Below are 22,576 nucleotides of genomic sequence, written 5' to 3'. Positions count from 1 at the left end.
GCCCGGGGTCCTGCCCTTGTGCTGGTCGGTACGGCGCCACATCGCGTGTGCCGGCACCGAAACCCGAAGGGGCGCCGTCGGTAACGTGACCGCCGTGATGGTGGGCACCGAAGAAACCCGGCTGGTCGTCCTGCGCGGCAACAGCGCCTCGGGCAAGTCGTCCGTCGCGGCCGCACTCCGCGAGAGGTTCGGCCGCGGCCTGGCCCTGGTCGGCCAGGACAACCTCCGCCGCATCGTCCTGCGCGAGCGCGACCGGCCCGGCGCCGCGAACATCGGCCTGATCGACCTGACGGCCCGCTACGCGCTGGACGCCGGATTCCACGTCGTGGTCGAAGGCATCCTCTACGCCGACCGCTACGGCGACATGCTCGCCCGGCTGAGCGCCGACCACCGCGGCCCGACCCACGGCTACTACCTGGACGTACCGTTCGCCGAAACCCTCGCCCGGCACGCCACCAAACCGATCGCCGACGAGGTCAGCGAGGCACAGCTGCGCGACTGGCACCGGCCGCTCGATCTGCTGCCGGGCGGGACCGAGAGCGTCATCGGCGCCGGCAGCGCCCTGCACGAGACCGTCGATCGCATCATGCTCGAGACCGGTCTGGACCGCCTGCCCGCAGTGGACCGCTGAGCGGCGCGGCTCGGGCCGCCGCCCCACGGATCGAGGTGAACGCCGTGGCGAGGTGGTCGAGCAGGGACGCCGCGCAGGGGTGCGGGTCGCGGCGTGGTGTGATCGTGTAGAGGCCGCGGGCCGGGGGGTCGACGAGGTCGACCGTGGTGACGTCGGTCCGCAGGGCGCGCGTCAGCACGCCGGGTATGAGCGCGATGGCGTGACCGGTCGCGACCAGGGCCAGCTTGCCGGGCAGATCGGCCGCGACGAGGTCGATGCGGGCGCTGACCCCGGCGCGGGCGGCGTGCTGGCGCAGGAGCGCCGCCGAGCCGTCGTTGTCCTCGGCCCACGTCTCGTCGGCCAGGGCGTGGATGTGCACCGGGCCGCGCCCGGCCCGCGGATGGTCGACGGGCAGTGCCACGACCATGTCGTCCAGCCCGAGGAACCGCCGTTCGACCCGCGGGTCCTGGGGCAGCCCCGGCGGTGCGTCGGTGACGACGGCGATGTCGAGATCGCCGTCGACCACGCGGTGGTGCAGATCCGGGCTCAGGGCGGGGAGCAGACTCCACCGGACGGATCCGGTCTCCCGCAACAACGCCCGGATGGCCTCGGGCACGATCCCCGTGGCCAGAGAAGGTGTCGCACCTACGGCCAGCGGCCGCTTGAACGCCCCGTCATGGGCGTCTCGCGCGGCGCGAACGGCACGGTCGGCCTCGTTGAGCGTGGTCAGGGCGTGGCGCCGGAACACCTCACCGGCGGGCGTCGGACGGACGCCGCGCGCATGGCGTTCCATCAGGGGCACGCCGAGCTGCCGCTCCAGTCCGGCGATCTGCCGGGAGACGGCCGACTGCGTGTGATGGAGCTCGGCGGCCGCCGCCGACAGCGACCCCAGTCGGCACACGGTCACGAAGGTTCGCCACACCGTCAACTCCATGGCGCCAGTATGCCCGGCGGATATGCGAGTTCCGCAGGGCAGGGCTGCGAAGTATGCGCTTGTCGCAGCCGACGCGGTGCACAATTCTGGCGCGCATGACCACACCACACACGATCGCCGTCCTCGGCCTGGGGCGCATGGGCGACGCGATGGCGACCCGCCTGACGGCCCAGGGCTGGAACGTCGTCGGCTGGACCCGCTCAGGGCGCACGGCAGGCGCCGTCGAGACGACCGCCGATCCGAACGAGGCCGTGGCGAAGGCCGACCTCGTGCTTCTTTCGTTGTTCGACGGCCCGGCCTGCCGGCAGGTCCTCGACGAGGTCCGTGACGTGCTGCGCACGGACACGATCGTGCTGAACACCAGCACCGTCGCCCCCGCCGAAGCGTCGAAGCTGGCCGGGCGACTCGGCCCCTCCTACGTCCACGCGCCCGTGCTCGGATCCGTGCCGGCTGCCGCCGCGGGCGCGCTGCGGATCCTCGCCGCTGGTGACCACGACGCGGTCGACCGCGTCCGGCCGGTTCTGGCAACGCTGGGCACCGTGCGGCGCGTCGACGACGCCCCCACCGCCGCCGCGCTCAAGCTGATCGCCAACCACAGTCTCGCCGGTGCCGTCCTCGCGCTGCGCGACTCACTGCGGCAGGCCGACGCCCTCGGCCTGCCCCGCGGCCAGGTGCTGGACGTCCTCGAACTCGGCCGGCTCGGCGGACTCGTGACCGCCAAGAGGCCCTTCCTCACCGGCGAATCGGCCGCTGTCACGGCCGAATTCACGATCGGTGCGCTGGCCAAGGACATGGCTCTGCTGGCCGCCGCGTCGAACACCCCGCTGCGCAGCGCGGCCGGCCTGGCCGGCACTCCCGCCGACCCCGAGGCCGACATCACCGTTGCCGCCACGGCCCCCGCCGTGGCGGACGCCGTGCTCGAACCGCTGCGCGCCTACATGCGCGGGCACGCCACCGGCGACCCCTCCCACTTTCGCCAGGCGTTCCTGCCCACCGCGCACATCGAGGGAATCCGGGACGGGGTGTTCGTCTCGTGGCGCCTGGACGAGTACTGCGCTCTCTTCCCGGGCCGGCCGGCCCCGGACGAACCGGCCCGCTCCCGTCGTGTCGACGCCGTCGACGTCCACGGCACGGTCGCGACGGCCACCATGACGCTGCGGCACGGCGTTGACCTGTTCACCGACATCTTCCTGTTGGTCCGTGCCGACCACGGCTGGCGCATCGCCAACAAGGCCTATCACCGACACTCGTGAGGATCCTTTCCTGACGAAGGCAGAGACCATGACCACTCAGATGCACCACGTCGACCACGAACTCATCAAGGCCGCAGCTGACATCGCCCGCACCCGTTGCCGTGGCGACAACCACACCATGGCGGCCGCGGCCCGCGCTCAGGACGGGCGGATCGTCACGGCGGTGAACGTCTACCACTTCACGGGAGGCCCCTGCGCCGAGCTGGCCCTCATCGGGGCGGCAGCCGCCCAGGGGGTCTACGACTTGGACACGATCGTCGCCGTGGGAGACCGCGACCGAGGGGTCGTCCCTCCGTGCGGCCGGTGCCGTCAGGTCCTTCTCGACTACTTTCCCGCCGTCAAGGTCATCGTCGGCGAGGGCGACCGCGTCCGAACCGTCCGTATCACCGACCTGCTCCCCGAAAGCTATGTCTGGGCCGACCACCAGGACGACGCCGAGTAGAGCGCCGTTCGGCGTGACTTGACGCGGGGCTCAGGGCCAGACTCCGGAGAAGTCGATCGCGTGGGCCCACTCGGGATGGTCTATCAGCGGATTCCGGTTGCCCTGTATCTCCGCGATGGCCGCGTTGCGGTGCAGTTCGTACTCGGTGACTGCCTCGCTCTCGTGCCACCGCAGCAGGACGGGCAGCCGGTCTTCGGGGAACTCCTGCGCGACGTCGCCGATCTGGCCCGGGTAGCGCAACAGGAAGTACAGGGTGGCACGGGCGACCACGCCCCTGCACTTCTCCGGCTCGAATCCCACGCTCTCGCGCTTCCCGCACGCGTCCCGGACGGTCTCCTCGTAGTCGGGGAAGTCGAAGTACGGGAAGTTGTTGCGGTAGCTGTTGCAGCCGGCCTCGCACGTGAACAGATGATGCAGGTCGCCCCGCATGGGCTCCTTCTCGTGGAACCACGACTGCGGCACCACGTGCTCGCAGTTGAACGGCAGGGACGCCTCCAGCGCGCGGAACTCGGCCTCGAATTCCGCCGGTCCCGCCGTCCGCTCGCGCAACAGCAGTTCCTGCTCGCGGGCCAGCCGGGCCTCCTCCACGGCCGCGTCGGCCCGGATGAGCTCCTCGGCGGAGAAGGGCTGGCCGGAGTAGATGCTGCGCAGCCGCCCGTCCTTGTGCAGGTCGACCCACGGGTAGACCAGCCGCATCGGCTTGTACCTGGGCCTGGGTGCATGGGTCTCGGCCAGCAGCGCCGTCAGCGCGCGGCGCAGCGCGTCGCCGTCGTCGGTGCGGACGTTCGCGTAGTACGCGGCGCGTGCGGCGGCGTCCGCGGTCCGGTCGTAGTAGGGACGTTCCCGGGCGAACCGGTGGTTGACCAGGGCCGCGTCGACGTCCTTCCCGACCGCTGAGACGACGTCCGGTCGCCCGGCCGGAGGCGGCTGCGGCGCGGCCCGCGGTGTCGGCGCGAGTGCGGGCAGGGGAGCCGCGAGGGTGGCCGAAGGCAGTGAGGAGGTGTCGAGTTCGAGGGTGATCCGCAGCGGGAGGACGAGCTCAGCGGAACCGTCGGCCGCGTGAAACTGAGCCCCGGCCGGTGAACCGTTGGCACCCGCCAGGGTGGGCCTGCCGGTGAAGGACGGCATCGTCGGCGTGTTCTTCTCGGGAGACGGGTCGAGTTCCGTGGTGAACACCTCGTCCCTCAGCTGTGCCGCCTCGCCGGTCAGCGGTGCCTCGTGCAGGGACCGCAGCACGCGGCTGATCCGCACCCCCTCGTTGGCCCGCCAGGCCAGTTGCTGCTCGCCCATGTCCGGCCGCCACACCGTGCCGTCGACGCTCAGCGGCCGGCCCTCGGCATCGGTCTTCGGAACGGCCGAGTGATGCAGTGCGACGACTTCCCACTGGTCGTTGAAGACCGGAGAACCCGAGGACCCCTCACGGGTGTCGGACTCGTAGTGCAGGAACCGCTCCAGCACGTCGACGATCTGGTTCTCACGCAGCGCGATCTGCTTGGGCTCGCCTCTCGGGTGCTGGATGATGTTGACGAACTCCCCTATGACGGCCTTGCCTTGCGCCTCACTGAGGATCAGCCGGCCGAACGAGGACAACGCCTCGCCCTGCACACCGCGTGGGGCCACCGCGACGAGGGTGTAGTCCAGTGCCCGGTCGGTGACGAAGCACCGGAGCGGCTCCAGCTGGAAGACCGCCGGTACGAGCGGGTTGCCGTCGGCGCCGTCCTGGAAGGCGAAGGCGACCTTGCTGCGGCCGGCCTCCTGCGCGTCGCCCAGGACATGGTTGTTGGTGAGCAGCAGGGAGGGGGAGACCATGAAGCCCGTGCCGTGCCCGCCCCCCGGTCCGCTGATGGTGATCCGGCCGACCGAGCGCGAGACCTGGACGCCCTCCTCCAGGAACGCGACCGGGGTGAGGTTGTTGCGCCCGATGAGGCGCTCCAGCCCCAGCGCCTCACTGGTGAAGCCCTCCGGGGGCAGGCCCAGGGTGCTTCCCGCGCCGCTGGCGGGTTCGGTCGGTGTCCGCTCGATCGCCCGCGCCATGGCCCAGTCGGCGCCGAGACGTGCCAGCCGCTTCTCGACCCGCTCGGGGGTGTCCGCGTACAGCACGCCACGCGTCTCGAGGACGGACTGGTTTCTTTCACGCTGCTCGGTGCGGTTCGCGTAGCGTGCTGCGGCCATCGTCAGCTGCGACAGATAGTCCGATTCTCGTTCCGAAGCGAGTTCGGCCGTGGCCATGATCCGCCTCCTGGCCTGTCTTGATCGGGGCGGTGGTATCCGAGACGCGCTGCTTCTCGGCAAGCCTTACTGATACCGATGCTTTCAGACGTGAGATACATGCGCAAAAGGGGTGAAAGGTGCTCGCGTTCAGCTCGCGGTGATACGGCCGTTCACCCGGCGCATCCACTCCTGGTCGGTCTGCCACATGGGGTGGTGAGGGGCCGCGTTGGATGTCAGGACGACGCCTCGGAAGCCCGCCGCGAGGCAGCGATCCACGACGAACTCCGCGATGTCCTTGCCGACGGCATCCTCCTCGAAGCGTGTCAGCAGCGGGGTGTACCCCACCACGCCTTCGCCGAGGACGGCGGGGATGTCGCGGTGACGGGCGAAGCCGGCGACGGAGTCGACCCACTGGGCCAGCGTCTCGCGCATGGCGTCCCGGTGGGCCGAATAGTTCTCGTAGAGCCACAGGTCCCAGCGGTCGGGGTCCACCCAGTCGTGCGCGTAGAAGAGTTCGCGCGGGATGCCGGTCGCCGCCAGTCGCCAGGGTTCGTCCGGCTGGTGGTCGGCGAAGGCGGGGGCGTCGGGCCGCAGCATGGCGGCCAGTGCGGGAGTGGGCCATGAGGCCGTCCGCGGTGCCGGTTCGGTGCCGTGGCCGAGCCCCACCGCCTGGTACAGCGCGCCGAGCACGCCGTAGGCGTAGAAATGGAAGTGCGCGATCTGCGCCTGCTCCGGCAGGTCGTCGAGTTCGTCCGGCCAGGGCTCGCCGAGCGAGTAGGTGACGGGGATACCGGGGTGGCGTGCCCGCAGCAGCTTCACGGCGCGTTCGAGGGGGCCGCGCAGCCGGGCGTAGTGGGTGGAGCCGCCGTCGCTCGGTACCAGGGAGCAGTTGTCGACCTCATTGTGCACCTCGACGTAGGCGACACGGTCGGCGAGACCGCGCTCGGTGAGGAAGTCCAGGAGCCCGGCGAGCGCTTCGGCCACCGCCTCGGCCCGGTCCGGTCCTGGGACCTCCGCCAGGGCGCGGTGCCAGACGTCGGTGTCGGCGAAGCTGGGGGACTGCTGGTACTCCCACGACGACACGATCACCTTGCAGTCGTGCCGGGCGGCCGCCTCGAACAGCTCGACGAGCCGCCGCCGGCCGTCCAGCGGGTAGCCGCCGCGCACGTTGTACCAGCGGGTGCGCTGTCCGAACCGCTCGCCCAGGCCTCGGACCCGCAGCGACTCCGGGGTGTCGACGCGTCCGGAGAACAGCAGGAAGGGCATGGCGCAGACGCGCACGGTGTTGAAGCCCCGCTCCACGGCCTCGGTGAAGGCGCGGTCGAGGTCGGCGAAGGGTTCGCCGGGGCCCGCCTGCGTGTACCAGCTGAAGTCCCACAGGGTGATGGCGAGTCGGTCCGTGGGGGCCTGTCGGTGTGAGGTCATGGGAGCCACGCTAACCCACAATTCATTAATTATGAATAATCCTTGACAGGGGTGGAGGGGCTGTCCAGGCTCATGGGCGAACGAACGCCCGCGCGCCCCGAGGAGCCCCGCCATGACCCCACCCACCCACCCGTCCCGGCGAACCGTCGTCACCGCACTCGGCGCGGCAGGCTTCGTCGCCCTGCCGGCCTGGCCGAGCAAGGCGCACGCCGCCGGCGGCCCGGTCCTCGACACCCACCCCGCCACCGAGCCCTCCGGTACCCACGTGCGCGATGTCGGCGGTACCAACGTCGTCTTCCAGTACGGCGTCGTGCTCCCCGCGTTCGACGGCTGGCGCACCCATGAGCCGACCCGGGAGTACCTGTCCCTGGACCGGCGATGGCGCTTCCGCTTCGCCCCCCGCGACCAGGGGCTCGGCGAGAGCTGGCAGTCCCCGGACTTCGACGACCGGACGTGGGGTCTCGTCGACGTGCCGTCGGCCTGGGACCTGCTGGACACGCCCGGATTCGGCTCCCAGACCGCCCCGTTCGGCAAGGGCACGGCGTTCGCCGACGGCCATGCCTTGTACCGCACCGTCGTCGACGTTCCCGCGTCCTGGCGTGCCCGGCACGTGCGCATCGCCTTCCTGGCCGCCGGCTACAGCGCCGAGGTCTGGCTCGACGGCGTACACCTCGGCAAGCACGAGGGCGCCAACTCGCCCTTCGCCCTTCCGGTGGGCGGGGCGCTCCGGCCCGGCACGCGCCAGACGCTCGCGGTGCGGGTCTTCCGCCGGGCGAGCTACACCGACTACACGGCGACGACTCCCCAGCCGGTCACCGACGACCGCGAGATCCCGTACAAGCCCGTCGACTACTGGCCCTACGCGGGCCTGACCCGCTCGGCCTGGATCGAGGCGGTTCCGCGGGTCAGCGTCGCCAAGCTGCTCGTGGCCGGAGCGAACGGGCGCGTCGAGGCCCGCGCGGTCGTCGAGAACCACGGTGACTCCGACTTCGACGGATGGCTCACCCTGGATCCCGGCCGGGGGAGCGGTGCCCGGCTGGCCGTGGTCGCGGCCCGGATCGCGGCCCGCTCCGCCGGCGTCGTACGCGTCTCGGTCAGCGTGCCCCGCGCCCCGCGATGGAGCCCGGCCTCGCCGCACACCCTCACCGCCCGCGCCACTCTGACCGCCGGGAGGCCCTCGGGCCCCCGGGTGGACACGCTCTCCACCCGCTACGGCATACGCGAACTGACCATCGACGACGCGCGGTTGCGGCTGAACGACAAGCCCCTCTTCCTCAAGGGCCTCAACTGGCACGAGGAGACGGCCGCGCACGGCAGGGCGATGACGCCCGCCGAGTACGACCGGGAACTGGGCCACATCACGGCAGTGGGCGCCAACTTCATCCGCAACTGCGTCTACAACCGTCACCCGTACGTCTACGACTGGGCGGACGAGCACGGTGTGCTGGTGATGGACGACATCGACACCATGTGGCTCAACACCGCCCAGGAGAAGCTGCAGACCGAGCGCTACGGCCTCGCCCGTGCCCTGGCCCTGACCATGGCGTGGAACCAGCACAACCACCCGTCGGTGATCCTCTGGTGCCTGCAGAACGAGTCGGAGATCGACCCCGACGGCGCGCCGGTCTACCGCGCCTGGCTCGCCGACATGAAGGCGGCGGTGAAGGCGGTCGACCTCACCGCCCGCCCCGTGACCTGGGCCTCCAACACGAGCAACGACCCCGCCTTCGACCTCGCCGACGTGATCGGGTTCAACGAGTACTTCGGCTACTTCTACGGCGAGGACGCCGACCTGGGCCCGACGCTGGACGCGGTGCACGCGAAGTACCCCGGCAAGCCGATCCTGATCACCGAGAACGGCACCTGGGCCGTGGCCGGCACCCACGGCCCCGACACCACCGAGGGCACGGAGGAGTGGCAGGCGGCCCGCTTCACCGCTCACTGGACCCAGGTGGCCGAGCGCAGCGAGTTCGTCGCGGGTTTCACCTACTGGGTCCTCAAGGACTACAAGCAGCGGGCCGGGTACAACCAGTCCTACAACGGAATCTCCGTCATGGGCCTGCTCACCTTCGCCGAGGAGCGGCCCAAGCTCGTCCACGACGCGTTCCGCAAGGCGGTCAATCCCAGGTCGTAGGCGCCTGACACACACCGTGGCCCGTGTCCGGCGTCCCCCGCCGGACACGGGCCACGGTGTGTGTCAGCCCTTGACGCTGCCCTGGGTCAGGCCCGACCGCCAGTAACGCTGCAGGACGAGCATCGCCGCGGCCAGCGGAAGGATCGAGAGGAACGCTCCGCCCACCGTGAGCTGGTTGAGCTCGGGAATGCGGTTGGCCGCCGCCTGCCAGGTCGTCAGGCCCAGGGTGATCGGGTACTTGCGGTCGTCCGAGAGCATGACCAGCGGCAGGAAGTAGTTGTTCCAGATGCCGACGAACTGGAAGAGGAAGACGGTCACGAGCGCGGGTGTCATGGTGCGCAGCACGAGGGTGCCGAAGATCCGCCACTCGCCGGCGCCGTCGACGCGGGCCGCCTCCAGCATCTCGGCCGGCACCGCGGCCTCCGCGTAGATCCGGCACAGATACACCCCGAACGGGCTGACGATGCTGGGAATCAGCACCGCCCAGTAGGTGTTGGCCAGGCCCACCTTGCTGAACAGCAGGTACAGCGGCAGCGCGAGCGCGGTACTGGGGAGCAGCACACCGGCGAGTACGACCTTGAAGACCGCCTCCCGGCCTCGGAACCGGTACACGGCAAGGGCGTAGCCGGCGGCGCCCGCGAGCAGGGTGGCCAGCGCACCGCCCACCCCCGCGTACAGGACGCTGTTCCAGGTCCAGCTCCAGAAGATGCCGTCGCCGTAGGAGAAGACCTTCGACAGGTTGTCCAGCCACCGCGGGTCGGAGAACCACAGTCCGAAGGTGCCGAAGAGGCCGGCGCTGCTCTTGGTGGAGGCCACCACCAGCCAGTAGACGGGCAGCAGGAAGTAGAGCGCCGCGGCGGTCAGCAGGGCGACCAGCAGGATCCGCGAGGGCTTCGGGCCAGGGCGCGGACCGTTGTCACGGCCTCGACCGGCGGGCTGTGGAACGTGGGCGGAGGCGGCTGTCGGCTCCTCGGTACGGGGTGTGGACACGCTCACCGTGCATCCCTTCCTTCCCTGCGGTTCACCAGGCTGAGGAAGCCGAAGGACAGCACGCTCGCCACCAGTGCGAGGATCACCGACTCGGCAGCGGCGAGGTAGATGTTGTTGTTGGCGAACGCCTCGTTGTACGCGCTCAGGTTCGGTGTGTACGAGGTGGTGACTGCCGGGGTCAGCGGTTTGATGACCAGCGGTTCGGCGAACAGCTGGAGCGTTCCGATGATGGAGAACACGCCGGTGAGCACCAGGGCCGGCCGGGCGAGCGGCAACTTGATCCGCATCGCCGTCTGCCACGCACCGGCCCCGTCGATGCGGGCGGCCTCGTAGAGCTCCTGAGGGATCGCCTTGAGCTGGGCGACGATCACCAGCATGTTGTAGCCGGCGAACTCCCAGATCACGATGTTGGCGATGGACCACAGCGCGGTGTCGTAGCCGAGGAAGTCGGGCGTGAGCCCGACCCTGCCGAGCAGGTCGGTGATCGGGCTCACGCCGGGCACGTACAGGAAGCCCCACAGGATCGAGGCGATGACGCCGGGGACGCCGTACGGCAGGAAGTAGGCGGCACGCAGGATGCCCGCCCAGCGGTGGGAGAGGGTGTCGAGTGCCAGTGCCAGCGCGGTGGACAGCAGCAGCATCACGGGGATCTGCACCACGCCGAAGAGCAGCACCCGCGCGAAGCTCTCCAGGAAGGCCGACTGCTGAAGGGCGAGGGCGTAGTTGTCCGGTCCGGCGAAGCCGAGGGTGGCCGGGCCGAGGCCCAGCGGGCCGGAGCGGACCGGTGTGAGCAGACTCTGGTAGACCGCGTAGCCGAGGGGAAGGACGAAGGTGAACAGGAAGAGGGCGACGAAGGGAAGCAGGAACCCCCATGCCGCCCGGTCGGGGCGAGCGGAGCGCCGGCTGCCCGGTACGGACTTCCTCGTGCGGTTGATCGTGGTGCTCATCGCGCGCTCCTTGCCTTCAGGCCCTTCGCCCGCAGGTTGTCCACGGTGCTTTTCCGGGCGTCGGCCAGAGCACCGGTGAGGCTGCCCTCTCCGTCGATGGCGGCGCCGAAGGCGTCCTGGAGCTGGGCGAAGTCGGCATCCGTGGTGGGGGACCACTTCCAGGAGGTGTCGATCGCCCGGTCGGACACCGTGAACACGTCGTTGTACCGCTGCCCGCCGAAGAACGGGTCGGGCTTGTCGAGCGCCGATCCGCGGAAGACGCCGGCTGCCGCGGGCCAGCCGTAGCCGACGGAGATGTTCAGGTCGACGGCCCGGCGGTCGGTGTTGATCCAGTGCGCGAACTCCAGCGCCTCGCGCGGGTGCCGGGTGCCCTGGAGGATCGCGGTGGACGATCCGCCCCAGTTGGCGGAGGCGTTCTGTCCCGCTTTCCACTGGGGCAGCAGGGCGACCCGCCACTTTCCGGCGGTGCCCGGTGCGTTGCCGCGCAGCAGAGCGTCGCCCCACTGCGGACCGATCCAGGCGGAGATCTGTCCGGTCTGGACGTGCTTGTACCAGGCGTTGGACATGTCGGGTTCGACGAAGACGAGGTCGTCGCGGACCATCCTCTCCCAGTACTCCGCGACCTCGTGGGAGTGCGCGTCGTCCATGTCGACGACCCAGGTGTCGCCCTCGGTACGCACCCACCGGGCGCCACGCTGCCAGCACATCGCGGCGAACCAGGTGGGCTGGTTGGGCGCGAACGCGCACAGCCTGGCCCCGTTGCCGCGGGCCTTGACCACGCGGGCGGCCTGTTCGAACCCGGCCCAGGTGGCGGGCGTTTCGATGCCCCACTTCGCGAAGAGGTCCCGGCGGTAGAAGAGTCCCATCGGGCCGGACGCCTGAGGAACGGTGTACACCTTGCCGTCGAAGACGCCCTGCTGCCACTGCCACGGCACATAGCTGTCGCGCAGTTCGTCGGCACCGTACTCGCTCAGGTTCGTCAGGCCGTTGACCAGCATGAAGCTGGGAAGCTCGTGGTACTCGACCTGCGCCAGGTCGGGAGGGTTCCCGGCCGTCAGCGAGGCGTGCATCTTCTGGTAGCCGCCCGTCACGTTCTGGGGGATGGTCTGCATCTCGACCTGGATGTCGGGGTGCGTGCGGTTCCACAGGTCGACGGTCTTCTGCATCGGCACCCAGGTCCAGAAGACGAGCCTGACCTTCTGGCCGCGGCGCGTGGGTGCCTGTGCGGTGGTGCGGGCGGCTCCCAGGGTCTGGCCGCAGGCGGTCAGCGCGGGGGCGGCGGTGAGCGCCGCGGCCGTCCCGGCGCCCCACCGGAGAACGGCTCTCCTTGATGGTGTTGAGGTGTCCATGTGTGTCCCTTTGGCTCTACGGTGTGCCCAGTGCGGCTCGGCAGGTGTTCATGGCTTGCTCAGTACGGCTACTCCGGCTGCCGGCAGCGTGAGGCGGTCGGCGGGGATCGCCCCCGGGGCCAGGGCGTCGGTCATCGGCTCGGGCAGCTGGATCTCGGCTTCTTCCCGACCGTGGTTGAGCAGGAAGACGAATCGTCCGCCGTCGCCCTCGCGCGCGGTCGCCTGGACGTGCTCGGGAAGTCCGGGGAGCACGGGGCTTACGGACGCCGCACGGCACACGTCGTCGGTCAGGGCGCGCATGGCCTCCGGTGCGAGGCGCGTCGCGACGTACCACGCCTGTCCCTCGCCGAAGGAGTGGCGCGTGACGGCCGGCTGCCCCGCCAGCGGGCCGGAGCCGAACTCGGCCACCGCCCGCGCCCCTTCGGGCACGACGGCCTCCGTCCACAGGTCGGCGCGGCTGACCGTGCCGTCCGGGTGCCGGACGTCGACGGTGTCCTGCTCCGCCAGCGGCCAGAACTCCTCGACGCGCAGGCCCAGCACCTCGCGCAGGGGCGCGGGGTATCCCCCCGAGTGCACCCGGTCGCAGTCGTCGACGATGCCGGAGAAGAACGACACCAGCAGATGGCCGCCGCCGCGTACGAAATCGGTGAGGCGTTCGGCGTCCCGCTCCTTGAGCAGGTACAGGTTGGGTGCGATGACCAGGCGATAGCCGGACAGGTCGCGGTCGGGTGGTACGACGTCGCAGTTGACGCCGGCTTCGAACAGCGGCCGGTAATGGGCGAGCGCGATCTCCATCTGGTTCAGTGCGGTGGACGGGTGCGAGTCCAGTTCCAGCGCCCACCAGCTGTTCCAGTCCAGCACCAGGGCGACGTCCGCGGTGGACCGGGTGCCGGCGATCCGCGGCACGGATGCCAACTCGTGGCCCAGCTCGCTCACTTCACGGAAGACGCGGGTGCCGGTGCCGCCGTGCGGGACCATCGCCGAGTGGTACTTCTCGGCGCCGCCCCGGGACTGGCGCCACTGGAAGTACAGCACCGCGTCGGCGCCCTGGGCGACCGCCTGCCAGCTCCACAGCCGCATCCGCCCCGGCGGCTTGGGCCCGTTGCGGTCGCGCCAGTTGACCGCGCTGGGGGCCTGTTCCAGCAGCATCCACGGCTGACCGGCCCGGGCGGACCGCGTGACGTCGAAGATGAAACCCGCCGAGACCTGCGTGTTCTCGTCGTGCGGGTCCTGGTAGACGTCGACCGAGACGGCGTCCTCCTCGGCGGCCCATCGGAAGGCGTCGACGGGCTTGTGCACACCGATGAAGTTCGTCGTGACCGGCACGTCCGGGGTGATCCGCCGCAGGACCTCCTTCTCCGCCAGGTAGCACTGCAGCAGCGCGTCGTCGGAGAACCGGGCGAAGTCCAGCTGCTGGGCGGGGTTGGGGAAGGTCGGCGCGAGCCGGGGCGGCAGCACCTCGTCGAAGCTCTCGTAGCGCTGTGCCCAGAAGGCCGTGGACCAGGCGTCGTTGAGGGCGTCGACGTCGCCGTACCGCTCGGACAGCCAGCGCCGGAAGTCGGCCGCCGACTCGTCGCACCAGCACATCGGGGTGTGGCAGCCGTACTCGTTGCCGATGTGCCACATCTCCAGCGCGGGGTGGTCGGCGTACCGGGCGGCCAGTCGCTCGACCAGGCGCACGGCGTGCTCGCGGTAGACGCGGCTGGAAGGGCAGTAGTGCTGGCGTCCGCCGGGCCACATCCGGCGGCCGTCGGCGGTCTCGGGGAGGATCTCGGGGTGCAGCCGGGACAGCCAGGGCGGCGGGGACGCCGTCATCGTGGCCAGGCACACGGCCACGCCCGCGCCGGCGAGGTTGTCCATCACCCGGTCGAACCAGTCGAAGTCGTAGGCACCGGGCCTCGGCTCCACCTTGGCCCAGGAGAAGATCCCGGCCGTCACCAGGGAGACGCCCGCCTCCTTCATCAGCGCGACGTCCTCCGCCCACACCTCCTCGGGCCACTGCTCGGGGTTGTAGTCGCCGCCGCAGGCGATGCCGGCCGGGCGCAGGCGCCGCCGGGCGTCGATCGGCACTGAGTCTGTCTGTCGCATGGCGGTCAGTCTTGGAGCGTCATCGCCGCCCCGTCAAGATATATCCATTATTAATTGAAACAGCTAGGATGGTGCGAGCACCGGGACAGGTGCAGGCAGTGGACGGGTGCAGGCGTACAAGGGGAGAGGCGCACGATGGCGGAATGCCGCAGGATGGCGGGGCGCGTGGCGGTGATCACCGGCGCGGCGCACGGGATCGGCGCGGCCACGGCGCGCAGACTCGCGGCCGAGGGCGCGACGGTCGTGGTCACGGACGTGGACGACACCGCCGGCAAGACGGTCGTCGCGGACATCGAGGCCGGCGGGGGACGCGCGGAGTACCTGCGCTGTGACGTGACCTCGGCGGCCGACTGGGAGCACCTGGGCCGCCATGTCGAGGAGTGCCACGGACGGCTGGACGTGCTGCACAGCAACGCCTTCGCCCAGCTGAACAAGCCCGCCCACGAACTGAGCGAGACCGAGTGGGACGGCCAGATGGCCGTGCTGCTCAAACCGGCCTGGCGGGCGATGAAGACCTTCGCGGCCCTGCTGAGGCAGTCCTCGGGGTCGGTCGTCCTCACCTCCTCGGTGCACGCGGTCATCGGCCTGCCGGGCCACGCCGCCTACGCCGCCGCGAAGGGCGCCCTGTGCGCGCTGGGCCGTCAACTGGCCGTCGAGTACGGGCCGGACATCCGGGTCAACACCGTGCTGCCCGGACCCATCCTCACCGCCGCCTGGGAGGGGATCCCGGAGCCCGACCGGGCGCGCAGCGTGGCAGCCACGGCGGCCAAGCGGTTCGGGCGGCCGGAGGAGGTGGCCGCCGCGGTCGCCTTCCTGGCGTCGGCGGACGCCTCCTTCGTGACCGGGGCCGCTCTGGTGGTCGATGGAGGATGGAGCGTCATGAAGGAGTCCTCGTGAGCGGCGCGTACGGTGCGCGGTATCAGCGACAAGGACCGGAGCGGAAACGGAGAACGTGGTGACCCATCCCGGTAAAGGGCTGCACGGCCAGGCCGTGGAGGAGCTGGGCCGGCGCATCATCCGCGGCGACTACCCTCCGGGCTCCGTGGTGGACCCGGTCAAGTTCGAGACGGAACTCGGGGTCAGCAAGACCGTGGTCCGCGAGGCGATGCGGGTGCTGGCGTCCAAGGGCCTGCTCGAGTCGAAGCAGAAGCGCGGCACGACCATCCGGCCCCGGGCCGACTGGAACCTGCTCGACAGCGACCTGCTGCGCTGGCAGGGCAGCAGCGCTCCGACCGACGGCTTCCTGGAGGACCTTGCCGAGGTGCGCGCGATAGTCGAGCCCGCCGGAGCCCGGCTCGCCGCGGCCCGCCGCACGCCGTCCGACCTGGACGCGATGCGGCAGGCGCTCGAGGCGATGGCGGCGGCGGGGACGGACGCGGACGCCATGGTCGAGGCGGACCTGGCCTTCCACCGTGCCCTGCTGGACGCCGCCCACAACGAACTGCTGAGCCGCATGGAGGTCGTCATCGAGGCCGGGCTGCGGGTCCGCGACCGGATCGTGCACGGCGCCCGGCACTTCTCCGACTCCATACCCGTGCACCGGGAACTGCTGGACGCGGTCGAAGCGGGCGACCCGGACGCCGCCGTGGCCGCCGTCGCGTCACTCCTGGCCCAGGCCTCCGACGACCTGGCGGCCGTACGGGCAGGGGAAGACCACGACGACGCCGCGACCGACACGCTGCCGAAGGAAACTCCTTGAAGATAACCGGACTTGAGACATTCCTGGTGGCTCCGCGCTGGCTGTTCCTGCGCATCGCCACCGACGAGGGCATCACCGGCTGGGGCGAGCCCGTGGTCGAGGGCCGCGCCGACACCGTGCGCGCCGCCGTCCACGAACTGGCCGACTACCTCGTCGGCCGCGACCCGCTGCGCATCGAGGACCACTGGCAGGTCCTCACCAAGGGCGGCTTCTACCGCGGCGGCCCCATCCTCTCCAGCGCCGTCGCCGGAATCGACCAGGCACTGTGGGACATCGCCGGCAAGACCTACGGCGCCCCCGTGCACCGCCTCCTCGGCGGCCCGGTACGGGACCGCGTCCGGATGTACGCCTGGATCGGCGGCGACCGGCCGAGCGACGTGGCGGAGCTCGCCGAGGAACAGATGAAGGCCGGCTTCACCGCCGTGAAGATGAACGCCTCGGCCGAACTCGCCCCGATCGACACCCCGGCACGCACCGCCGAGGTCGTCGAACGCGTCGCGGCCGTCCGCGAGGTGCTCGGCGACGAGCGGGACATCGCCGTCGACTTCCACGGCCGCGTCTCCACCGCCATGTCACGCCGCCTGCTGCCCCTCCTCGAACCACTGCACCCGCTGTTCGTCGAGGAACCCGTCCTGCCGGAACACTCGGGCCACCTGCGCAGCCTGGTCGAGTCCACGAACATCCCGCTCGCGACCGGCGAACGCCTGTACTCCCGCTGGGACTTCCGCGAGGTGCTGGCCAGCGGCATCGCCGTCGCCCAGCCCGACCTGTCGCACGCCGGCGGCATCTCCGAGGTCCGCCGCATCGCGGCCATGGCCGAGACACACGATGTCGCCATGGCCCCCCACTGCCCCCTCGGCCCGATCGCCCTCGCCGCCAGCCTGCAGATCGCCTTCTCCGTGCCCAACTTCCTCATCCAGGAACAGAGCATGGGCATCCACTACAACCAGCAGTGCGACCTGCTGGAGTACGTGATGGACCCCGAACCCTTCCGTTTCGAGAGCGGCTACGCCGTCCGCGGATCCCGTCCGGGTCTCGGTGTCGAGATCGACGAGAAGGCCGTACGCCGCGCCGCCGAGACCGGACACCGCTGGCGCAACCCCGTATGGCGGGGAGCCGACGGGGCGTTCACCGAGTGGTGACACCGTCGAATCTGCCGCACCCCACGCACAAGGAGAGCCCGCTGCCATGAACCTGGTGGAATCGCTCCGAGCCCACCGCCTGCTGGCGATCGTCCGCGGCAAGGATCCCGCCGCGGCCCTGCGCACCGTACGCACCCTCACCGAGGAAGGCGTCGCCGCCATCGAGGTCTCACTGACCACCGCCGACGCCCTGACCGTGATCAGGCAGGCGCGCACCGACCTGGGCCCCGACGCCCTGCTCGGCGCCGGCACCGTGCGCTCGGCCGCGGACGCCGCCCGCGCCGTCGACGCCGGTGCCTCCTACCTCGTCACCCCGGCGCTGGTCGACGGACTGGAGCCGTACGGGGTACCCGTACTCATGGGCGCCCTGACCCCGAGCGAGATCGAGGTCGCCCTCGCGCGAGGAGCCGACGCGATCAAACTCTTCCCCGGCTCCCTCGGCGGACCGGGCTATCTGCGGGCCCTGCGCGACCCGTTCCCCGAGGTGCCCTTCGTCCCTGTCGGGGGTGTGGACGCGTCGGCCGCCCGCGCGTACCTGGACCGGGGCGCCATCGCCGTCGGCGTCGGCTCACCGCTCGTCGGGGACGCGGCCGACGGCGGTGACGTAGGTCGACTCCGCGCCCGCGCGGCCGAGTTCCGCATGGTGGTAGCGGGGGAGGGGCCGTGACGGCGTCGGCCGCACCGGAAGTGGTGACCTTCGGCGAGACGATGGCGGCGCTCCGGGCCCAGGGCGCGCTGCGGCTGGGCGGCAGTCTCGGACTGTCCGTGGCGGGAGCCGAGTCCAACGTCGCCATCGGCCTCGCCCGGCTCGGGCACCGGGTGCGCTGGGCCGGCCGGGTCGGTGCGGACGAACTCGGCGCACTGGTGCTGCGCACGCTGCGCGCCGAGGGCATCGACACCGAGCACGCGGCCGTCGACGACACCGGCCGGCCCACAGGACTGCTGCTGACCGAACCGCGCCTGGGCACACTCACACGTGTCAGTTACTACCGCGCCGGTTCGGCGGGTTCGGCCGTCTCACCGGCCGACGTCCTGCCCGCACTGGCCTCCGGAACCCGCGTCCTGCATCTGACCGGCATCACCCCGGCCCTCGGCCCGTCGGCGGCCGAGGCGGTCCAGGCCGCCGCCGCGGCCGCTCACGACGCCGGCATCACCGTCTGCCTCGACGTCAACTACCGCTCCCGGCTGTGGTCCCACGACCGGGCCCGCACCGCCCTCAGGCCGCTGCTGACCCACACCGACCTGCTCATAGCCTCCGAGGACGAGCTGCCGCTGGTGCTGGAACGGCCCGACGCGGGCGAGTCGGAGGCCGTGCACCGTCTCCTGTCCGCAGGTGTCGGCGAGGTGGTCGTCAAACGCGGCGCACGCGGCGCGACCGGCTTCACCGCCGAGGGGGCGACCGACCGCGCCGCTCGCCGGGTCGACGCCGTCGATCTGGTCGGCGCGGGCGACGCCTTCGTGGCCGGATACCTGTCCGGACTCCTCGACGACGCGGACGTGCCCGCCCGTCTGCACCGGGCCGTCACCACCGCGGCCTTCGCCGTCGCCACCCGGGGCGACTGGGAAGGCCTGCCGACACAGGACGAACTCGGCCTGTTCGACCAGCCCGACGGCACGACCATCCGCTGACCCAGGAGGCAGAACATGACATCCACGGCAGCGCCCACGGCGGTTCTGGTGGACGGGGGATACGAACTCGCCGAGGGCGGCCGCTGGGTCGACGGCCGGTACGTGTACGTCGACATCCTCAGCGGCCGGCTGTTCGAGTTGCGCGATGACGACGGGCCGACCGTACGCCAACTGGCCCGACTCGACGTGCCGTTGGGCGCCGTCGCCCCCGTGGCCGACCGGCCGGGCACCTGGATCGCCGCCGCGGGCACCGGCATGGCGCTGCTCACCCCCGACGGCGTGCTGGAATGGCTGGACCGCCCCGAGGACCGCACTCCGCGCCCCAGCCGGATGAACGACGGCGTCGCGGACCCCGCCGGGCGCTTCTGGGCCGGCAGCATGGCCTACGACGGCACCCATGGCGCGGGCTCGCTCTACCGAACGGACCCCGACGGCACGGTGGTACGCGTCCTCGACGGCCTGACCATCGCCAACGGTCCGGCCTTCACCGCCGACGGCACGACCCTGTACCTCGCCGACACGGCCGCGGGGACGATCCTCCGCTGCCGGATCGACCTGGTCTCGGGCGACCTTGGGGGCGACCCGGAGACCTTTGCCCGTCTGAGCGAGGCCGAGGGCGGCCCCGACGGAATGACCGTCGACGACGAGGGCTGCCTGTGGGTCGCGATGTGGGGCGCCGGCACGGTCCGCCGGTACCACCCGGACGGCCGTCTGCTCCAGACCCTGACGGTGCCCGCCCCGCACCCCACCTCGGTCTGCCTGCACCCCGGCGGCACCCGCCTCTTCGTCACCACGGCCCGGTACGGGGTCGCGAGCCCGACCCCGGCCTCCGGCGCGGTGCTCAGTGTCCCCGTGCAGGCGAGGGCAACCGCGGCCTGCTCCTGGCGGGGCCGGAGCTGAGGGCGGCGGCCGTCCTGTCAGGCGGGCGCGGCTTCCGTGAACTGGTTGGTTTCGAAGAGCTGGTTGATGTGGCCGCCGAGCTCCGACCAGTGCTGTCCGGAGAGTTCGGCGGCGGCGCGGGCGTCGCCGCCGGCGCAGACGTCGATGAGCTGGTCGTGGTGCTCGATGGTGTTGCGGCCGCCGAGGAGCGTGGAGAACTTGCGGTAGAGGATGCGGTGGATCTGCGGATGGAGCTGCTCGACGATCCGGCTGAGGACGGGGTTGTCCGCCGCCGCGATGGGGACGGCGTGGAAGCGGTCGTCGGCGGCGAGGGCGGCGTCGGTGTCGTTGGCGGCGACGGCCCGTTCGAAGTCCCGGTTGGCCTGGCGCATGCCCTGCCGGTCCTGCTCGGTCATCACCGGCACGGCCGTCTCGATGGCGAGCTGGTCGAGGGAGCGCAGGACGGCGAGGGTCTTCTCGACGTCGCGGCGGTTGAGGGTGGTGATCCGGGTGTAGACGCCGGGCTTGGCCTCGACCAGGCCGATGTCGGCGAGCCGGGCGAGCGCCTCGCGCACCGGGGTGCGGCTGAGACCGAGACGCTCGGCGAGTTCACCGTCCTTGACCTTTTCCCCTGGAGCGAGTTCTCCGCGCACGATGGAGTCGCGCAGACGGTGGAAGACCTCGTCGCTGAGGAGACGGCGGGAGACAGGGCTGTCGAGTGACATATTGCGTACAGTACATCGGTCGCCGCTCGGCATTCCCGCTCACCCGCCTTCGTCCTCATGCCGCGCGCATCCGGCGGACCAGGGCCTGAGCCAGGACGGCGGCCGGATCGATGAGAGGGACCTCGACCGTTGCGGCGGACAGCCCGAGAGGGATCTCCGTGCAGCCCGCGATGATCACTTGCGCTCCCCGGTCCGTGAGTCCGCGCGCGGCACGCGCCAGCGGTTCGGTGGCCGTGGCGTCCCGCCGGCCGGCCTTCACCGCGTGGATGGCGGCCATGACCTCGTCCCGCTGGCTGTCGGGGCCGGGCAGCACGAGGCCGATGCCGAAGCGGTCCAGCCACTCCTGATAGAGACCCGCACGGACCGTTCCGGTCGTGGCGAGCAGCCCGGCGGTGTGCAGAGGGGGCCGCAGGGCGGACAGGTGCCGTGCGACCTCGCCGATCATGTGGACGATGGGCAGGCCCACATGGCCGGCGATACGGGGGACGAACGCGTGGGCGGTGTTGCAGGGGATGGCGATGACGGTGGCGCCCGCCTCGCGCAGGACGCGCCCGCCGTGGAGGAGCCAGGGAGTCGGGTCGGGGCCGTCGCCGATCAGGGCCGCGGTGCGGTCGGGGACGGTGGGGTCCGACCAGATGACCGTCCTGAGATGGTCCTGGTCGCTGCTGCCCGGCGTCATCGACACCAGCTTGGCGTAGAAGTCGGCGGTGGCGGCCGGGCCCATGCCGCCGAGGATGCCGATGATCTCCGAGGGGGAGGCGGTCACTGGACGGGTTCCTTCTGGAGGGCCGTGGCCCCGGTCCCGGCCGGGGTGCGGGGGAGGTCGTCGGCGCCGCGCTTGGCCTCGCGCCGTTTCTCGGAGCTGTCGACCACGGCGGCGGCGAGTGAGTTGCCGATGACGTTCACGCCGGTGCGGGCCATGTCGACGATGAAGTCGACGCCGAGAAGCAGGGCGACGCCTTCGGCGGGCAGGCCGATGGAGTTGCCGGCGGCGATGAGCACGACGATGGAGGCGGAGGCGACACCGGCCATGCCCTTGGAGAGGATCACCAGCACGCCGACCATGAGGAGCAGGGCGGGCAGCGAGGTGTCGGCGCCGTAGGCGTTGGCGAGGAAGACCAGGGCGGCGGCCTGGTAGAGGACCGAGCCGTCGGTGTTGAAGGAGTAGCCGAGCGGAACGACGAACGAGGTCGTCGACCGGCTGAGGCCGAACGCCTCGAGCCTGCCCATCAGCGGGGCCAGCACCGATTCGGAGCTGCGGGTGACGAAGGCGATCCCGGCCAGCCCGGCGATCGACTTCATCAGTTCGACGTAGCGGATGCGGTAGACCGCGGCGATGAGCGGGAACAGCACGCCGATGACGATGGCCAGGCCCGCGTAGACCACGGCGATGAAGCCCAGCAGGCTGCGCAGGTTGCCGAAGCCGTAGTGGGCGACGTCGTAGGAGATGAAGCCGAGGACGCCCAGGGGTGCGATGCGGATGACGTAGCCGACGACCTTGAACATCACCGAGGCGACGGACTCCAGGACGGCGGCGAAGGGTTCGGACTTCTCCCCGATCGCGGCCATGGCGACGCCCACGAGCAGGGCGAAGACGATCGCGCCGAGCAGATTGCCCTCGCCGAACGCGGCGAAGATGTTCTTCGGGAAGGCGTGCAGGACCAGTTCGTGGAAGTCGATGCCCTGGCTCATGCCGTCCAGGTCCCCGGCCTCGGCCCCCTGGACGGGGGCGCCCTTGCCGATGCCCGTGAACTTCGCCAGGCCCACCGCGATCAGCAGGATGACCGTGGTGACGATCTCGAAGTAGAGGATGGCCTTGCCGGCGATCCGGCCGACCTTCTTGACCGACTCCATGCGGGCGATGCCCAGCACGATGAGCGGGAAGACCAGCGGCAGGACCACGACCTGCACCAGGTTCAGGAACACCTCCCCGAGGATCTTCATCTGCTCGCCGGCCGAGGGGGCGAGAGATCCGATGAGGGCTCCGAGGCCGACGGCGATGATCGACTGGACGCCGATCGGCATCTTCAGGCAGCGCCGCCAGAATCCTGCTCGCCGGGCCGGTGGCGTGTCTGTGCTGGTGGGACGGGTGTGATCGGTACCCATGAGTCCTCCTGCC

Annotated in this window: 20 protein-coding genes; 10 read left to right on the top strand and 10 right to left on the bottom strand. The window is 71.0% G+C overall.

The features are described 5' to 3' along the window. Positions 1 to 97: 97 nt before the first annotated feature. Positions 98 to 631 carry a kinase gene (locus OHU35_RS03555; protein WP_189725446.1) on the top strand — a complete coding sequence of 178 codons (534 nt, stop codon included), beginning with the start codon at positions 98 to 100 and terminating at the stop codon, positions 629 to 631. On the opposite strand, the gene OHU35_RS03550 is transcribed toward OHU35_RS03555, so the two are convergent. Then, the gene (locus OHU35_RS03550) at positions 585 to 1,544 is read right to left on the bottom strand and encodes a LysR family transcriptional regulator (protein WP_189725084.1); all 960 of its coding nucleotides are present in this window, start codon (positions 1,542 to 1,544) and stop codon (positions 585 to 587) included. The two genes, OHU35_RS03555 and OHU35_RS03550, sit on opposite strands and share 47 nt — an antisense overlap. A gap of 53 nt (positions 1,545 to 1,597) precedes the next feature. Between OHU35_RS03550 and OHU35_RS03545 the strand changes: the two genes are divergently transcribed. Together OHU35_RS03545 and OHU35_RS03540 are read left to right on the top strand one after the other, a co-directional pair. Beyond that, on the top strand, positions 1,598 to 2,797 hold the full coding sequence (locus OHU35_RS03545; RefSeq protein WP_189725085.1) for a nuclear transport factor 2 family protein: 1,200 nt from the start codon (positions 1,598 to 1,600) through the stop codon (positions 2,795 to 2,797). Between the two features lie 28 nt (positions 2,798 to 2,825). Continuing rightward, a complete protein-coding gene (locus OHU35_RS03540; RefSeq protein WP_189725086.1) occupies positions 2,826 to 3,239 on the top strand; it encodes a cytidine deaminase in 414 nt (137 codons plus the stop codon). A 30-nt stretch (positions 3,240 to 3,269) separates the two neighbouring features. On the opposite strand, the gene OHU35_RS03535 is transcribed toward OHU35_RS03540, so the two are convergent. Beyond that, entirely contained in the window at positions 3,270 to 5,468 is a 2,199-nt protein-coding gene (locus tag OHU35_RS03535) for an endonuclease (RefSeq protein ID WP_405504576.1), read from the bottom strand. Positions 5,469 to 5,597: 129 nt separating this feature from the next. Next, the gene (locus OHU35_RS03530; RefSeq protein ID WP_405504574.1) at positions 5,598 to 6,875 is read right to left on the bottom strand and encodes a cellulase-like family protein; all 1,278 of its coding nucleotides are present in this window, start codon (positions 6,873 to 6,875) and stop codon (positions 5,598 to 5,600) included. 112 nt (positions 6,876 to 6,987) lie between these two features. Between OHU35_RS03530 and OHU35_RS03525 the strand changes: the two genes are divergently transcribed. Further along, a complete protein-coding gene (locus tag OHU35_RS03525; protein WP_405504572.1) occupies positions 6,988 to 9,009 on the top strand; it encodes a glycoside hydrolase family 2 protein in 2,022 nt (673 codons plus the stop codon). Between the two features lie 63 nt (positions 9,010 to 9,072). Here OHU35_RS03525 and OHU35_RS03520 read toward each other — a convergent pair whose 3' ends face one another. From OHU35_RS03520 to OHU35_RS03505, 4 genes are read right to left on the bottom strand one after another with little or no spacing between them, the layout of a single operon-like run. Then, positions 9,073 to 10,005, bottom strand: coding sequence for a carbohydrate ABC transporter permease (locus OHU35_RS03520; RefSeq protein WP_405504570.1), 933 nt, complete (start codon positions 10,003 to 10,005; stop codon positions 9,073 to 9,075). After that, complete coding sequence (locus tag OHU35_RS03515) at positions 10,002 to 10,946, bottom strand: carbohydrate ABC transporter permease (protein ID WP_189725091.1); 945 nt, start codon at positions 10,944 to 10,946, stop codon at positions 10,002 to 10,004. Before OHU35_RS03515 ends, OHU35_RS03520 begins: the two co-directional genes overlap by 4 nt. After that, on the bottom strand, positions 10,943 to 12,295 hold the full coding sequence (locus OHU35_RS03510) for an ABC transporter substrate-binding protein (RefSeq protein ID WP_405504567.1): 1,353 nt from the start codon (positions 12,293 to 12,295) through the stop codon (positions 10,943 to 10,945). Before OHU35_RS03510 ends, OHU35_RS03515 begins: the two co-directional genes overlap by 4 nt. Positions 12,296 to 12,343: 48 nt before the next feature. Further along, entirely contained in the window at positions 12,344 to 14,383 is a 2,040-nt protein-coding gene (locus OHU35_RS03505; RefSeq protein WP_405504565.1) for a beta-galactosidase, read from the bottom strand. A gap of 135 nt (positions 14,384 to 14,518) precedes the next feature. On the opposite strand from OHU35_RS03505, the gene OHU35_RS03500 reads away from it, so the two are divergent. From OHU35_RS03500 to OHU35_RS03475, 6 genes are read left to right on the top strand one after another with little or no spacing between them, the layout of a single operon-like run. Beyond that, positions 14,519 to 15,280, top strand: coding sequence for an SDR family oxidoreductase (locus OHU35_RS03500; RefSeq protein WP_359895678.1), 762 nt, complete (start codon positions 14,519 to 14,521; stop codon positions 15,278 to 15,280). A gap of 55 nt (positions 15,281 to 15,335) precedes the next feature. Then, a complete protein-coding gene (locus OHU35_RS03495) occupies positions 15,336 to 16,082 on the top strand; it encodes a FadR/GntR family transcriptional regulator (protein ID WP_189725094.1) in 747 nt (248 codons plus the stop codon). Then, positions 16,079 to 17,224 (top strand): galactonate dehydratase, encoded by a 1,146-nt coding sequence (gene dgoD, locus OHU35_RS03490; protein ID WP_189725095.1) that lies wholly within the window; start codon positions 16,079 to 16,081, stop codon positions 17,222 to 17,224. The genes OHU35_RS03495 and dgoD overlap by 4 nt, the downstream gene beginning before the upstream one ends. Before the next feature lie 46 nt (positions 17,225 to 17,270). Beyond that, on the top strand, positions 17,271 to 17,891 hold the full coding sequence (locus OHU35_RS03485; RefSeq protein ID WP_189725096.1) for a bifunctional 4-hydroxy-2-oxoglutarate aldolase/2-dehydro-3-deoxy-phosphogluconate aldolase: 621 nt from the start codon (positions 17,271 to 17,273) through the stop codon (positions 17,889 to 17,891). Between the two features lie 41 nt (positions 17,892 to 17,932). Then, positions 17,933 to 18,853: a sugar kinase gene (locus OHU35_RS03480; RefSeq protein ID WP_405509165.1), complete on the top strand. Its 921-nt coding sequence runs from the start codon at positions 17,933 to 17,935 to the stop codon at positions 18,851 to 18,853. A 15-nt stretch (positions 18,854 to 18,868) separates the two neighbouring features. After that, positions 18,869 to 19,753 (top strand): SMP-30/gluconolactonase/LRE family protein, encoded by an 885-nt coding sequence (locus tag OHU35_RS03475; RefSeq protein WP_359895679.1) that lies wholly within the window; start codon positions 18,869 to 18,871, stop codon positions 19,751 to 19,753. 17 nt (positions 19,754 to 19,770) lie between these two features. Here OHU35_RS03475 and OHU35_RS03470 read toward each other — a convergent pair whose 3' ends face one another. The 3 genes from OHU35_RS03470 to OHU35_RS03460 are packed head-to-tail and all read right to left on the bottom strand — an operon-like array spanning position 19,771 to position 22,563. After that, positions 19,771 to 20,457 carry a GntR family transcriptional regulator gene (locus tag OHU35_RS03470; RefSeq protein WP_359895680.1) on the bottom strand — a complete coding sequence of 229 codons (687 nt, stop codon included), beginning with the start codon at positions 20,455 to 20,457 and terminating at the stop codon, positions 19,771 to 19,773. A gap of 55 nt (positions 20,458 to 20,512) precedes the next feature. Then, the gene (locus tag OHU35_RS03465) at positions 20,513 to 21,223 is read right to left on the bottom strand and encodes an aspartate/glutamate racemase family protein (RefSeq protein ID WP_405504561.1); all 711 of its coding nucleotides are present in this window, start codon (positions 21,221 to 21,223) and stop codon (positions 20,513 to 20,515) included. Beyond that, on the bottom strand, positions 21,220 to 22,563 hold the full coding sequence (locus OHU35_RS03460) for a dicarboxylate/amino acid:cation symporter (RefSeq protein ID WP_359895681.1): 1,344 nt from the start codon (positions 22,561 to 22,563) through the stop codon (positions 21,220 to 21,222). Before OHU35_RS03460 ends, OHU35_RS03465 begins: the two co-directional genes overlap by 4 nt. Positions 22,564 to 22,576 lie beyond the last annotated feature (13 nt).

It is taken from the genome of Streptomyces purpurascens, from assembly GCF_045040895.1.
GTDB classification, from domain to species: Bacteria; Actinomycetota; Actinomycetes; order Streptomycetales; family Streptomycetaceae; genus Streptomyces; species Streptomyces purpurascens.
This window is presented reverse-complemented; position numbering and strand designations above follow the sequence as displayed.

Coding starts and splice junctions, on each gene's coding strand:
- OHU35_RS03555 (WP_189725446.1), top strand. CDS start 98: ATGGTGGGCACCGAAGAAACCCGGCTGGTCGTCCTGCGCGGCAACAGC.
- OHU35_RS03550 (WP_189725084.1), bottom strand. CDS start 1,544: ATGGAGTTGACGGTGTGGCGAACCTTCGTGACCGTGTGCCGACTGGGG.
- OHU35_RS03545 (WP_189725085.1), top strand. CDS start 1,598: ATGCGCTTGTCGCAGCCGACGCGGTGCACAATTCTGGCGCGCATGACC.
- OHU35_RS03540 (WP_189725086.1), top strand. CDS start 2,826: ATGACCACTCAGATGCACCACGTCGACCACGAACTCATCAAGGCCGCA.
- OHU35_RS03535 (WP_405504576.1), bottom strand. CDS start 5,468: ATGGCCACGGCCGAACTCGCTTCGGAACGAGAATCGGACTATCTGTCG.
- OHU35_RS03530 (WP_405504574.1), bottom strand. CDS start 6,875: ATGACCTCACACCGACAGGCCCCCACGGACCGACTCGCCATCACCCTG.
- OHU35_RS03525 (WP_405504572.1), top strand. CDS start 6,988: ATGACCCCACCCACCCACCCGTCCCGGCGAACCGTCGTCACCGCACTC.
- OHU35_RS03515 (WP_189725091.1), bottom strand. CDS start 10,946: ATGAGCACCACGATCAACCGCACGAGGAAGTCCGTACCGGGCAGCCGG.
- OHU35_RS03510 (WP_405504567.1), bottom strand. CDS start 12,295: ATGGACACCTCAACACCATCAAGGAGAGCCGTTCTCCGGTGGGGCGCC.
- OHU35_RS03505 (WP_405504565.1), bottom strand. CDS start 14,383: ATGCGACAGACAGACTCAGTGCCGATCGACGCCCGGCGGCGCCTGCGC.
- OHU35_RS03500 (WP_359895678.1), top strand. CDS start 14,519: ATGGCGGAATGCCGCAGGATGGCGGGGCGCGTGGCGGTGATCACCGGC.
- OHU35_RS03485 (WP_189725096.1), top strand. CDS start 17,271: ATGAACCTGGTGGAATCGCTCCGAGCCCACCGCCTGCTGGCGATCGTC.
- OHU35_RS03480 (WP_405509165.1), top strand. CDS start 17,933: ATGGCGGCGCTCCGGGCCCAGGGCGCGCTGCGGCTGGGCGGCAGTCTC.
- OHU35_RS03475 (WP_359895679.1), top strand. CDS start 18,869: ATGACATCCACGGCAGCGCCCACGGCGGTTCTGGTGGACGGGGGATAC.
- OHU35_RS03470 (WP_359895680.1), bottom strand. CDS start 20,457: ATGTCACTCGACAGCCCTGTCTCCCGCCGTCTCCTCAGCGACGAGGTC.
- OHU35_RS03460 (WP_359895681.1), bottom strand. CDS start 22,563: ATGGGTACCGATCACACCCGTCCCACCAGCACAGACACGCCACCGGCC.